The 12,108-nt window shown below is 68.5% G+C and carries 11 protein-coding genes; 7 read left to right on the plus strand and 4 right to left on the minus strand.

The window, feature by feature from the left end; genetic code table 11:
- Nucleotides 1-107: 107 nt before the first annotated feature.
- The 4 genes from lepA to rpoE form a co-directional block, all read right to left on the minus strand.
- Complete coding sequence (gene lepA / locus MIC98_RS11965) at nt 108-1,901, minus strand: translation elongation factor 4 (RefSeq protein ID WP_057641419.1); 1,794 nt, start codon at nt 1,899-1,901, stop codon at nt 108-110.
- Nucleotides 1,902-2,273: 372 nt separating this feature from the next.
- Nucleotides 2,274-3,791 (minus strand): DegQ family serine endoprotease, encoded by a 1,518-nt coding sequence (locus MIC98_RS11970; protein WP_057640471.1) that lies wholly within the window; start codon nt 3,789-3,791, stop codon nt 2,274-2,276.
- A 107-nt stretch (nt 3,792-3,898) separates the two neighbouring features.
- Nucleotides 3,899-4,774, minus strand: coding sequence for a sigma-E factor negative regulatory protein (locus MIC98_RS11975; RefSeq protein WP_239737331.1), 876 nt, complete (start codon nt 4,772-4,774; stop codon nt 3,899-3,901).
- Nucleotides 4,771-5,391 carry an RNA polymerase sigma factor RpoE gene (gene rpoE / locus MIC98_RS11980; RefSeq protein ID WP_057640473.1) on the minus strand — a complete coding sequence of 207 codons (621 nt, stop codon included), beginning with the start codon at nt 5,389-5,391 and terminating at the stop codon, nt 4,771-4,773. The genes MIC98_RS11975 and rpoE overlap by 4 nt, the downstream gene beginning before the upstream one ends.
- Nucleotides 5,392-5,630: 239 nt before the next feature.
- Between rpoE and MIC98_RS11985 the strand changes: the two genes are divergently transcribed.
- The 7 genes from MIC98_RS11985 (at nt 5,631) to MIC98_RS12015 (ending at nt 12,048) form a co-directional block, all read left to right on the plus strand.
- A complete protein-coding gene (locus MIC98_RS11985) occupies nt 5,631-7,694 on the plus strand; it encodes a 3-hydroxyacyl-CoA dehydrogenase NAD-binding domain-containing protein (RefSeq protein WP_239737332.1) in 2,064 nt (687 codons plus the stop codon).
- Between the two features lie 182 nt (nt 7,695-7,876).
- Nucleotides 7,877-8,332 (plus strand): azurin, encoded by a 456-nt coding sequence (gene azu, locus MIC98_RS11990; protein WP_239737333.1) that lies wholly within the window; start codon nt 7,877-7,879, stop codon nt 8,330-8,332.
- Between the two features lie 244 nt (nt 8,333-8,576).
- Entirely contained in the window at nt 8,577-10,016 is a 1,440-nt protein-coding gene (gene ccoN / locus MIC98_RS11995; protein WP_239737334.1) for a cytochrome-c oxidase, cbb3-type subunit I, read from the plus strand.
- 9 nt (nt 10,017-10,025) lie between these two features.
- A complete protein-coding gene (gene ccoO, locus MIC98_RS12000; protein ID WP_239737335.1) occupies nt 10,026-10,640 on the plus strand; it encodes a cytochrome-c oxidase, cbb3-type subunit II in 615 nt (204 codons plus the stop codon).
- Between the two features lie 3 nt (nt 10,641-10,643).
- Nucleotides 10,644-10,817, plus strand: a complete 174-nt coding sequence (locus MIC98_RS12005; RefSeq protein ID WP_239737336.1) for a cbb3-type cytochrome c oxidase subunit 3 — start codon at nt 10,644-10,646, stop codon at nt 10,815-10,817.
- Nucleotides 10,814-11,752, plus strand: coding sequence for a cytochrome-c oxidase, cbb3-type subunit III (gene ccoP, locus MIC98_RS12010; RefSeq protein ID WP_239737337.1), 939 nt, complete (start codon nt 10,814-10,816; stop codon nt 11,750-11,752). Before MIC98_RS12005 ends, ccoP begins: the two co-directional genes overlap by 4 nt.
- Nucleotides 11,749-12,048: a hypothetical protein gene (locus MIC98_RS12015; RefSeq protein WP_057640479.1), complete on the plus strand. Its 300-nt coding sequence runs from the start codon at nt 11,749-11,751 to the stop codon at nt 12,046-12,048. The genes ccoP and MIC98_RS12015 overlap by 4 nt, the downstream gene beginning before the upstream one ends.
- Nucleotides 12,049-12,108: the final 60 nt, after the last annotated feature.

Below are 12,108 nucleotides of genomic sequence, written 5' to 3' on the forward strand. Positions count from 1 at the left end.
AAAAGCGGGAACAGGGAACGGGGATCCGGGAATGGGACGGGACGCCATCGGTACCGGCGCACCGGATCCCGACATTCCCCGTTCCCTGTTCCCCGTTCCCCGCTTCATCACTTGTTGTCCATCTGCAGCACGGCCAGGAAGGCTTCCTGCGGGATCTCCACGCGGCCGACCTGCTTCATGCGCTTCTTGCCTTCCTTCTGCTTCTCCAGCAGCTTCTTCTTGCGCGAAACGTCGCCACCATAGCACTTGGCCAATACGTTCTTGCGCATCGCCTTGACCGTGGTGCGGGCGATGATCTGCGAGCCGACGGCGGCCTGGATGGCGACGTCGAACATCTGCCGCGGGATCAGGTCCTTCATCTTCTCGCACAGCTCGCGGCCGCGGCGGTCGGCGTGGCTGCGGTGCACGATCAGCGACAGCGCGTCGACCTTGTCGCCGTTGATCAGCACGTCCACGCGCACGAACGGGCCGGCCTCGAAGCGCACGAAGTGGTAGTCCAGCGAGGCGTAGCCGCGGCTGACCGACTTGAGCTTGTCGAAGAAATCCAGCACCACCTCGGCCATCGGCAGCTCGTAGCTGATCTGCACCTGGCTGCCCAGGTAGTTGATGCCAAGCTGGGTGCCGCGCTTCTCCTCGCACAGCTTGATGATGTTGCCGATGTACTCCTCGGGGGTGAGCACGTTGGCGCGGATGATCGGCTCGCGGATCTCCTCGACCTGGTTGACCGGCGGCAGCTTGGCCGGGTTGTCCATCATCACGATGGAACCGTCGCTCTTGAGCACTTCGTAGACCACGGTCGGCGCGGTGCTGATCAGGTCCAGGTCGTACTCGCGCTCCAGGCGCTCCTGCACGATCTCCATGTGCAGCATGCCCAGGAAGCCGCAGCGGAAGCCGAAGCCCATCGCCTCGGAGCTTTCCGGCTCGAAGCGCAGCGCGGCATCGTTCAGGCGCAGCTTGTCCAGCGCCTCGCGCAGGTCCGGGTAGTCCTCGGCGTCGACCGGGAACAGACCGGCGAACACGCGCGGCTGCATTTCCTGGAAGCCCGGCAGCGGCGCCGGGGCCGGGTCGCCGGCCAGGGTCAGGGTGTCGCCGACCGGGGCGCCATGCACGTCCTTGATCGAGGCGGTGATCCAGCCCACCTCGCCGGCCGACAGCTTGCCGGTGACCTTGCGCTTGGGCGTGAACACGCCCACCGCGTCGACCTGGTGGTTGCGGCCGGTGGACATCACCAGCAGCTTGTCGCCGGTCTTCACTTCACCCTGCATGACCCGCACCAGCGACACCACGCCCAGGTAGTTGTCGAACCACGAGTCGATGATCAGCGCCTGCAGCTTGTTGGTGTCGCGCGGGGCCGGCGGCGGGATGCGGTGGACGATCGCCTCCAGCACCTCCTCCACGTTCAGCCCGGTCTTGGCGCTGACCGCCACCGCGTCGCTGGCATCGATGCCGATCACCGCCTCGATCTCGGCCTTGGCGCGCTCGGTGTCGGCGGTGGGCAGGTCGATCTTGTTCAGCACCGGCACCACTTCCAGGCCCATCTCGACCGCGGTGTAGCAGTTGGCCACCGACTGCGCCTCCACGCCCTGGGCGGCGTCCACCACCAGCAGCGCGCCCTCGCAGGCGGCCAGCGAGCGGCTGACTTCATAGGAGAAGTCGACGTGCCCGGGGGTGTCGATGAAGTTCAGGTAATAGGTTTCGCCATTGCGCGCGGTGTACGGCAGCGACACCGACTGCGCCTTGATGGTGATGCCGCGTTCGCGCTCGATCGGGTTGTTGTCGAGCACCTGCGCTTCCATCTCGCGCGCGGTCAGGCCGCCGCAGAGCTGGATGATGCGGTCGGCCAGGGTGGATTTGCCGTGGTCGACGTGGGCGATGATGGAGAAGTTGCGGATGTTCCGCATTGGATCGGCAGGCATATAAGGTGGCGGCGGCGCGGCGCGTCGTCAGGAAAGCGGCGGATTATCGCATGCGTGGCCCCGTGAATCCCTTCTCCCCTTGGGAGAAGGTGCCCCGCTCGCGAGGCAGGATGCCGAAGCGGACGGCAAAGCCGGCCCGAAGGGCATGCCGCAGGAGCGGCATGCAAGGGGCGGATGAGGGTACGGGCGAAGCCTCGGCAGCCAAACATCACTGGGCTTCGCCCATACCCTCACCCCAGCCCCCGCTCCGCGCCCCGGCCCTTGCGCTGGCGCAAGGGCGTTCGTGGAGCAGCGAGAACCAGTGGTTCGCAAACTGCCCCTCTCACCCCGATGGGAGAGGGGCTTGAAGATGCCAGCTCAGCCGCCGGCACGGACCGCGATGAAGGCGCTGTTGCCGCCGCTGCGCACCAGCAGCATCACCACGTCGCCCTTCTTGTAGCCGGCCAGTTCGCGGTTGAGCGCGGCCACGCTGCCCACCGCCGTGCGCCCGACCTGCAGCACCACCATGCCCGGCGCCAGCCGTGCCTCGCGCGCGGCCTGGCTGTTGACCCGGGTGATGCGCACGCCCTCGCCGGCCTCCAGCCCCAGTTGCTTGCGCTCGGCGGCGGTCAGGTCGGCCACCTCCAGCCCCAGCAGGGCATTGGCGCCGGCCTGCGGCGCATCCTCGCCGGCGCCGGCCGGCGCGTTGGCGGCACGGGCCGCGTCCTCGGCCAGTTCGGTCAGGGTGACGGTGATCTCGCGCTGCTTGCCGTCGCGCAGGATGCCCAGCCGGACCTTGCTGCCCGGCGGCATGGCGCCGATCAGCGGCGGCAGGTCGCTGGAAGCGCCAACCTCGGTGCCGTTGACCGAACGGATCACGTCGCCCAGTTGCACACCCGCCTTGGCCGCGGCCGAATCCTCGACCATCTGGTTGACCAGCGCGCCGCGGCTGTCCGGCATGCCCAGCGCCTGCGCCTTGAGCGCGTCGATCGGCTGCACCACCACGCCCAGCTGGCCGCGGCTGACCTTGCCGCTCTTCTTGATCTGCTCCACCGCGTTCATCGCCAGGTCGATCGGGATCGCGAAGCTGATGCCCATGTAGCCGCCGGAGGCGGAGAAGATCTGCGAGTTGATGCCGACCACCTCGCCGCGGGTGTTGAGCAGCGGGCCGCCGGAGTTGCCCTGGTTGATCGCCACGTCGGTCTGGATGAACGGCACGTAGCGCTGCTCGGCATACGGGTTGCTGCGGCCGGTGGCGCTGACGATGCCGGCGGTGACCGAGTGGTCCAGCCCGAACGGCGAGCCGATCGCCACCACCCACTGCCCCGGCTTGAGCGTGTTGGAGTCGCCCACGCGCACGGTGGGCAGGCCCTTGGCGTCGATCTTCAGCAGGGCCACGTCGTACTGCGCGTCGCTGCCGACCACCTTGGCGTCGAACTCGCGGCGGTCGCTGAGCTTGACCTTGACCGTCTCGGCGCCGTCGATGACGTGGTGGTTGGTCAGCACGTAGCCGTCGGCGGAGATGATGAAGCCCGAGCCCATGCCGCGGCCGCGCGGGGTGTTGTCCGGCGCGTCGTCGGGCATCTGGAAATCCGGGCCGAAGAAGCGCCGGAAGAACTCGGGCAACTGGTCCATGTCCGGCCGCCCGGCGCCGGCCATGCGCGGATTGCGGCGCGCGCCGATGACGGTCTCGACGTTCACCACGCCCGGCCCGACCTGGTCGACCAGCTGGGTGAAGTCCGGCAGGCCGCTGACCAGCTGCGGCGCAGGGGCGGCGGAGCGCGGGGCGATCGCCTGTTCGGTCGGCGCGGCCGGGGCCTCGCTCTGGGCGCAGGCGGCCAGCGGCAGGGTCATCGCCAGCAGGCCAAACAGCCGCGTGTGGATACGGTGGGTCATCGGTTTCGAGCCTCCGGTTCGGGAATCAAGGGCATCACCCGCCGCCGGGCGCCCATCGCCCGGCAGCGGAATCGGGAAAATCCGGCACGGCAACGGCGGCCGCAGGTTCAGTGCTGCGGCAGTGGCGGCTCGTGCCCGGCAGGCAGGTCCTGCAGCATCTGCGGCCGCGGTTCGAATGGGTAGAACGTCGTCCCCCGCTCCTGTGCCGGGAAGCTGGCGTTGAGGCTGCCCTGCGACAGCACCGGCGACAGCGGCGAGCGCGGCCACGGGCGGGCCTGCAGGGTGCCGGCGGCGTTGGCGAAGGGGTTCCGGTTCTGCTGCAGCAGCGGGACCTCCGGCGCCTGCGCCGCGGCGACCGCGCGCTCCGGCTCGGCCAGCCGCACCGCCGTGCCGCGCGCCATCTGCCGGGTGCGGGTGGCGCTGCCGCGCCGGGCATCGGCGCGGCGTACCGCCGCCGCGGCCACCACCGGCGCGGCGGCGGCGAGCCCGGCTTCGGCATCGGCAATCCCGGGCGCCTCGGCCGGTGCCGGCAACTGCGCGGTGGTGGCGATCACCGTCTGCGGCGCGACCGGTGCGGTTTCAGGCAACTGTTCGCGGGCCATGAACAAAGCCACCGCGGCCACCGAAGCGGCCAGCGCGGCGCCGCCGCCCCAGCGCTTCCAGCCGCGCCGCGCCGCGTGCTGCAGCACCGCCGGCGACGGGCCATGCCGTGCCGCATCGGCGGCGATGGCGGCCTGCACGCCCTGCGCGAAACCGGCCGGCGCCGGGGCGCAGGCATGCCCGCGCAGCACGTCGCCCAGCACCTGCCAGCGCTCCTGGCAGGCGGACAGCTCGGCGTCGTGTTCCAGCCGGCGCAGCAGGAAACGCGCCTGGTCGGTCGCCAGCTCGCCATCCACCAGCGCCGACAGCTGCTGCCGGTAATGCAGTTCGAACTTGTCGGCCGGGGCCTCGGTGAAACCGTCGATGTCGTGGGAGGTACTCATGCGCGGCTCCGCTCACGGGTGGCACTGGCGGTATCCAGCAGGGGGCGCAGTTGGGTATCGATGGCCTCGCGGGCGCGGAATATCCGCGAACGCACGGTGCCGATCGGGCAGCCCATCTTCTGTGCGATTTCCTCGTAACTCATGCCTTCCACCTCGCGCAGCGTGATGGCCGAGCGCAGCTCCTCGGGAAGCGCGTCGACCGCCTTCATCACGGTCTGTTCCAGTTCCTGGCGCATCAGCTCGCGCTCGGGCGTGTCGGTGTCGCGCAGCCGGGTACCGCCGTCGAAATGCTCGGCGTCGCCGATCTCGACGTCGTCGGTGGGCGGGCGCCGGTTGTGCGCGGCCAGGTGGTTCTTTGCGGTATTCACTGCGATGCGATGCAACCAGGTATAGAACTGGGCGTCGCCACGGAAATTCCCGATCGCGCGGTAGGCGCGCACGAAAGTGTCCTGGGCCACGTCCTGACATTCACTCCAGTCGGCGATGTAGCGCCCGATCAACGCGACGATGCGGTGCTGGTACTTGCGCACCAGTACATCGAACGCCGCGCTCTCGCCGCGCTGCACGCGCCGGACCAGCTCCAGATCCAGCTCCTGTGGTGTTTCAACCTCGGCCATGCGGGGCCGCACTCCTGTCAGCCCAACCGACGTCGGGCGATATGACCGCTGTTCGCGGGAAAAGTTCAGCGCCCCGTCCACGGGCCGCCGCACCGGCTTTTAACTTGCGTTCGGTTAGCCTGTCGGCACTGACCGCCGGCACGAACACCCTACGCTTCCCAAGCATTGGGATTTGACGCCGGGGAAACAACCTCAGGATCATAGCGACCTTCTCCATACACAACCGGATGGAACGTCCCATGCTTTCAGGTTTCGATGGGCTCCGCTTCACGCATTGGCAGGCCGAAATCCGCGACGACGGCATCGTCGTGCTCGCGCTGGACCGCCACGACAGCCCGGTCAACGCGATGTCGCAGGACGTGCTGCTGGAACTGGGCGACATCGTCGAGCGGCTGGCGATCGACCCGCCCAAGGGCGTGGTGATCCGTTCGGCCAAGGCCGCCGGTTTCATCGCCGGCGCCGACCTCAAGGAATTCCAGGAATTCGACCGCCGCGGCACGGTCAACGACGCCATCCGCCGCGGCCAGAGCGTCTACCAGAAGCTGGCCGAACTGCCCTGCCCGACCGTCGCCGCGATCCACGGCCACTGCCTGGGCGGCGGCACCGAGCTGGCGCTGGCCTGCCGCTACCGCGTCGCCTCCAACGATGCCTCCACCCGCATCGGCCTGCCGGAAACCCAGTTGGGCATCTTCCCCGGCTGGGGTGGCAGCGCGCGCCTGCCGCGGCTGGTCGGTGCCCCGGCGGCGATGGACATGATGCTGACCGGGCGCACGCTGTCGGCCTCGGCCGCGCGCGGCATCGGCCTGGTCGACAAGGTCGCCGCGCCGGCGGTGCTGCTGGACGCGGCGGTGGCGCTGGCGCAGTCCGGCACCACCCGGCCATTCAAGCAGCGCGCCGGCGCATGGCTGACCAACACCTGGCTGGCGCGCCAGATCCTCGCCCCGCAGATGGTCAAGCAGGTCGCGCGCAAGGCGAAGAAGGAGCACTACCCGGCCCCGTATGCGCTGATCTCGACGTGGGAGCGCAGTGGCGGCGGCAATATCCACAAGCGGCTGGACGCCGAGCGCCGCGCGGTGGTCAAGCTGGCCGGCGGCGCGACCGCGCGCAACCTGATCCGCATCTTCTTCCTGACCGAGCGACTCAAGGCGCTGGGCGGCAAGGACGCAAACATCAGGCACGTGCACGTGGTCGGCGCCGGGGTGATGGGCGGTGACATCGCCGCGTGGGCGGCTTACAAAGGGTTCGATGTGACCCTGCAGGACCGCGAGCAGCGCTTCATCGATCCGGCCATGACCCGCGCGCAGGCGCTGTTCGAGAAAAAGGTGAAGGACCCGGCCAAGCGCCCGGACGTGGCGGCGCGGCTGAAGGCCGACCTGGCCGGCGACGGCGTGGCCCGTGCAGACCTGGTGATCGAGGCGATCATCGAGAACCCGGAGGCCAAGCGCGAGCTGTACCAGTCGCTGGAGCCGAAGATGAAGGCCGACGCGCTGCTGACCAGCAACACCTCCTCGATCCCGCTGGTCGAGCTGCGCGAGCACATCGCCCGCCCGGCGCAGTTCGCCGGCCTGCACTACTTCAACCCGGTGGCGCAGATGCCGCTGGTGGAGATCATCCACCACGACGGCATGGCCCCGGAAACCGAACAGCGGCTGGCCGCGTTCTGCAAGGCGCTGGGCAAGTTCCCGGTGCCGGTGGCCGGCAGCCCCGGCTTCCTGGTCAACCGCGTGCTGTTCCCGTACATGCTGGAAGCGGCCACCGCCTATGCCGAGGGCATCCCCGGCGCGGTGATCGACAAGGCGGCGGTGAAGTTCGGCATGCCGATGGGGCCGATCGAGCTGATCGACACCGTGGGCCTGGACGTGGCCGCTGGCGTCAGCAAGGAGCTGGCCCCGTTCCTCGGCCTGCAGGTGCCGGCGGCGCTGGCCACGGTCGAGCCGGGCAAGCGCGGCAAGAAGGACGGCCAGGGCATCTACAGATGGGAGAACGGCCGCGCGGTGAAGCCGGAGGTGGCCAAGGACTACCAGGCGCCGTCGGACCTGGAGGACCGGCTGGTCCTGCCGCTGCTCAACGAGGCGGTGGCCTGCCTGTACGAAGGCGTGGTGGCCGACGCCGACCTGCTCGACGCCGGGGTGATCTTCGGCACCGGCTTCGCCCCGTTCCGCGGCGGCCCGATCCAGCACATCCGCGCCACCGGCGCCGACGCGCTGGTGGAAAAGCTGCACACCCTGCAGGCCCGCCACGGCGACCGCTTCTCCCCACGCCCGGGCTGGGACGCACCGGTACTGCGCGAGCCGGTGGCCTGAACCGGCCATCCGCATTCTTCCTCTTCCGGGGCCACCATCGCGTGGCCCCGCTCGTTTCCGTACCCCGTCCGTGGCCTGCGGCCGCAACCACGCGCGGGTTTGACCTGAATCAAGGTCCGCCGGGATCGTTGCGACGATCATTGCTGCAACCGCAACATCCACCCGTCCCAAGGACCACTGCAATGAAGCTTTCCCGCGTCTTCCTCGCCCTCGCCCTGCTCGGCGCCGCCGGCATGGCCCAGGCCGCCGGCAACTGCACCATCTCGCTGAAGGGCGATGACGCCATGAAGTTCGACCTGCGCGAGGCCACCGTGTCGGCCAGCTGCGCCACCGTCACCGTCGAACTGACCCACACCGGCAAGCTGCCGGTCGCCGCGATGGGCCACAACGTGGTCATCACCTCCACCGCCGACTTGGCCGCCGTGGCCCGTGATGGGGTCAAGGCCGGCACCGCCAACGACTACGTGGGCAAGGACGACGCCCGCGTGATCGCCCACACCGCGCTGGTAGGCGGCGGCGCCACCACCCGCGTCAGCTTCCCCGGCAACAAGCTCACCGCCGGCGGCGACTACAGCTTCTTCTGCAGCTTCCCCGGCCATTCGGCGCTGATGAAGGGCAAGCTGGTCGTCACCCGCTGATCCACGCCCCGGTGGTACCGCGACGGCCACCGCCTGCAGCCGGTTCCGGCAAGGCGGCGGGCGGCCGCCGCGGCCTATACTGTCCGGCGAGGGCACCCATGACATTCGGACTACTTTCCGTCGCCGGAAGGTGGTCTGCATGCGTTTGGAGCCCGAGCCGGCCGGACTTGCATTGATCCGGATCAATGCCCGGACTGCCTTACCCGGGGGATACTTCCCCCGTTCAGACTGAGGATCGGAGCGCATGCAAAGCGTGCAGGGAACTTACAACGACAAGGTGGTGCACCAGTTCGCGGTCGCGACCGTGTTCTGGGGCATCGTCGGCATGGCCGTGGGCGTGCTCTGCGCCGCCCAGCTGTACTGGCCGGCACTGAATTTCGACATCCCCTGGCTCACCTACAGCCGGCTGCGGCCGCTGCACACCAACGGCGTGATCTTCGCCTTCGGCGGCTCGGTCCTGTTCGCCACCTCCCTGTACGTGGTGCAGCGCACCTGCCACGTGCGGCTGATCTCCGACAAACTGGCCGCCTTCGTGTTCTGGGGCTGGCAGGCGGCGATGGTCGGCGCGGTCATCACCCTGCCGCTGGGCATCACACAGAGCAAGGAATACGCTGAGCTGGAATGGCCGCTGGACGTGCTGATCACCATCGTCTGGGTGGCCTACGGCTGGCTGTTCTTCCGCACCATCGCCAAGCGCAAGGTCAAGCACATCTACGTGGCCAACTGGTTCTACGGCGCCTACATCATCGGCGTGGGCCTGCTGCACGTGGTCAACAACATGGTGATGCCGGCCGGGCTGTGGAAGTCCTACTCGCTGTACAGCGGCGCGGTCGATGCGATGGCGCAGTGGTGGTACGGGCACAACGCGGTGGCGTTCCTGCTGACCGTCGGCTACCTGGCGATGATGTACTACTTCGTGCCCAAGCAGGCGCAGCGCCCGATCTACTCCTACCGGCTGTCGATCGTGCATTTCTGGGCGCTGATCTCCATCTACATGTGGGCCGGCCCGCACCACCTGCACTACACCGCGCTGCCGGACTGGGCGCAGTCGGTGGGCATGGTGTTCTCGGTGATCCTGCTGGCCCCGAGCTGGGGCGGCGCGATGAACGGCATCCTCACGCTCTCCGGCGTGTGGCACAAGCTGCGCACCGACCCGATCCTGAAGTTCCTGATCGTGGCCATCAGCTTCTACATGATCGCCACCTTCGAAGGCCCGATGCTGTCGATCAAGACGGTCAACTCGCTGTCGCACTACACCGACTGGACCGTGGGCCACGTCCACGCCGGCACCCTGGGCTGGGTGGCGATGATCTCGATCGGCTCGCTGTACTCGCTGTACCCGCGCCTGCTTGGCCTGCAGGGCATGTATTCGACCAAGCTGATCGACGTGCACTTCTGGCTGCACACCATCGGCGTGGTGTTCTACATCGTCTCGATGTGGATCGCCGGCATCACCCAGGGCCTGATGTGGCGCGCCACCAACAGCGACGGCACGCTGACCTACACCTTCGTGGAGAGCCTGGTCAGCACCTACCCGTACTACCTGGGGCGCCTGCTGGGCGGCCTGATGATCCTGGCCGGCATGTGCCTGATGGGCTGGCACATGTGGAAGACCCGGCAGCAGGTGCGCGGCCTCGCCGAGCAGCCGGTCATGGCTCCCGACACCGCCAATGCCGAGGCCTGAGGACGAAACATGGGAATTGCACACGAGAAAGTCGAAAAGAACGTCGGCCTGCTGGCCATCCTCGTCGCCGTGGCGGTTTCGCTCGGCGGCCTGGCCGAGATCGTCCCGCTGATGTTCCAGGCCGAGGCCATCAAGCCGCTGCCCGGCGTCAAGCCCTACCCGGCGCTGGAGCTGGCCGGCCGCGACGTCTACATCCGCGAGGGCTGCTACGGCTGCCATTCGCAGATGGTGCGCACGCTGCGCTTCGAGACCGAGCGCTACGGCCATTACTCGCTGGCCGGCGAGTCGGTGTACGACCGCCCGTTCCAGTGGGGCTCCAAGCGCACCGGCCCGGACCTGGCCCGCGTCGGCGGCCGCTACTCCGACGCCTGGCACCGCGTGCACCTGCTGAACCCGCGCGACGTGGTGCCCGAGTCGAACATGCCGTCCTTCCCGTGGCTGGAGAAGAACAAGCTGGACGGCGCCGCCGTGCAGGCGCACATGCGCGCCATCCAGCGGATCGGCGACCCCTATACCGACGCCGAGATCGCCGAGGCACCGGCCGCGGTGGAAGGCAAGACCGAACTGGACGCGGTGGTGGCCTACCTGCAGGGCCTGGGCAAGAACGCACCGCGGGGAGAATGACCGATGCTTTCAGGAATCATCACCACCTTTCTGCTGCTGCTGTTCGTCGCCCTGTGGATCTGGGCCTGGCAGCCGCGCCTGCGCAAGGGTTTCGACGCCACCGCACGCCTGGCCGTGGATGACGAGGTGCCGGCCGGCGAGGAAATCACCGGCAACGACCGGAGGGAAAACGCATGACCACCCCTTGGAACTGGTACGTCATCGCACTGGTGCTGTTCAACCTGCTCGGCTGCGTGTGGCTGCTGTGGTGGACCTCCAAGCGCCGCCCCGGCGACCCCAGGCCGGAGGACACCAGCCACTACTGGGACGGTGACATCACCGAGTACAACAAGCCGATGCCGCGCTGGTGGATCAACGGCTTCTACATCGCCATCGTGTTCGGCTTCGGCTACCTGTTCTGGTACGGCGGCTTCGGCACCTATCAGGGCTTCGGCAAGTGGAGCTCGCAGGGCGAGCACGCGAAGGAAAAGGCGATCGAGGACGCCAAGCTCGCGCAGACCTTCAAGCCGTACGAAGGCCAGGCGATCGACGTGCTGGCCCGCGATCCCAAGGCGCTGGCCCTGGGCCGCTCGATCTTCGGCAATACCTGCGCCACCTGCCACGGCTCCTCGGGCCAGGGCGCCATCGGCTACCCGAACCTGGCCGACGACATCTGGCACTGGGGCGGCTCGCCCGAGCGCGTGCTGGAAACGGTGATGGACGGCCGCGAAGGGATCATGCCCGAGTGGGGCACCGTGCTCACCGGCATGGGCGGCCCGGAAGCGGTGGACTACACCATCGCCTACGTGCGCACCCTGGCGGCACCGGAAACGCTGCAGAACAACTTCATGGCCGCGCAGGGCAAGAAGCTGTACGAAGGCGTCTGCGTGGCCTGCCACGGCGTCGACGGCAAGGGCAACCAGGAAATCGGCGCGCCCGACCTGACCGACAACTACTGGTTGTACGGCAGCAGCCGCGAGAGCCTGCGCAGGACCATCACCGAGGGCCGCCACGGCAGCATGCCGGCGCACCGCGAGCTGCTCGGCGAAACCCGCGTCCGCCTGGTTGCCGCATACGTCTGGTCGTTGTCGCATAATCAGGGCGAGTCCAAGGCCAGCACAGGTACCCAGTGACCGACTACAGCGAGCCACGCTTCGACCATCCCCCACGCCCCCTGGCCCAGCGCGTGGGGGCCATCGCCTGGCCCAGCTTCTTCGCCGCCGGCGTGGCGACGATGGTGTTCTTCGCCTTCGTCGACCCGCTGGTGCTGCGCGACCAGACCTTCCCCGACCTGCAGATGACCCGCGAATTCGGCTACACGCTGGGTTTCCTGATGTTCTGGCTGTGCACCGCTTCGTCGAGCCTGTTCACCTGGATCCTGCTGCGCCCCGCCAGCCGCTTCAACCGTCCCCTGCCACGGGACAAATGAACCGCCGCGGACGCGAGGCTGCGACATTCCGTCACTTCGCCCGCGCCGCCCGAACCCGAA

Source organism: Stenotrophomonas sp. NLF4-10 (genome assembly GCF_022359915.1).
GTDB classification, from domain to species: Bacteria; Pseudomonadota; Gammaproteobacteria; order Xanthomonadales; family Xanthomonadaceae; genus Stenotrophomonas; species Stenotrophomonas daejeonensis.

What these genes read in the sequence shown, in the direction of transcription:
- lepA (WP_057641419.1), bottom strand. Translation starts at nt 1,901, where the DNA reads ATGCGGAACATCCGCAACTTCTCCATCATCGCCCACGTCGACCACGGC.
- MIC98_RS11970 (WP_057640471.1), bottom strand. Translation starts at nt 3,791, where the DNA reads ATGACCCACCGTATCCACACGCGGCTGTTTGGCCTGCTGGCGATGACC.
- MIC98_RS11975 (WP_239737331.1), bottom strand. Translation starts at nt 4,774, where the DNA reads ATGAGTACCTCCCACGACATCGACGGTTTCACCGAGGCCCCGGCCGAC.
- rpoE (WP_057640473.1), bottom strand. Translation starts at nt 5,391, where the DNA reads ATGGCCGAGGTTGAAACACCACAGGAGCTGGATCTGGAGCTGGTCCGG.
- MIC98_RS11985 (WP_239737332.1), top strand. Translation starts at nt 5,631, where the DNA reads ATGCTTTCAGGTTTCGATGGGCTCCGCTTCACGCATTGGCAGGCCGAA.
- azu (WP_239737333.1), top strand. Translation starts at nt 7,877, where the DNA reads ATGAAGCTTTCCCGCGTCTTCCTCGCCCTCGCCCTGCTCGGCGCCGCC.
- ccoN (WP_239737334.1), top strand. Translation starts at nt 8,577, where the DNA reads ATGCAAAGCGTGCAGGGAACTTACAACGACAAGGTGGTGCACCAGTTC.
- ccoO (WP_239737335.1), top strand. Translation starts at nt 10,026, where the DNA reads ATGGGAATTGCACACGAGAAAGTCGAAAAGAACGTCGGCCTGCTGGCC.
- MIC98_RS12005 (WP_239737336.1), top strand. Translation starts at nt 10,644, where the DNA reads ATGCTTTCAGGAATCATCACCACCTTTCTGCTGCTGCTGTTCGTCGCC.
- ccoP (WP_239737337.1), top strand. Translation starts at nt 10,814, where the DNA reads ATGACCACCCCTTGGAACTGGTACGTCATCGCACTGGTGCTGTTCAAC.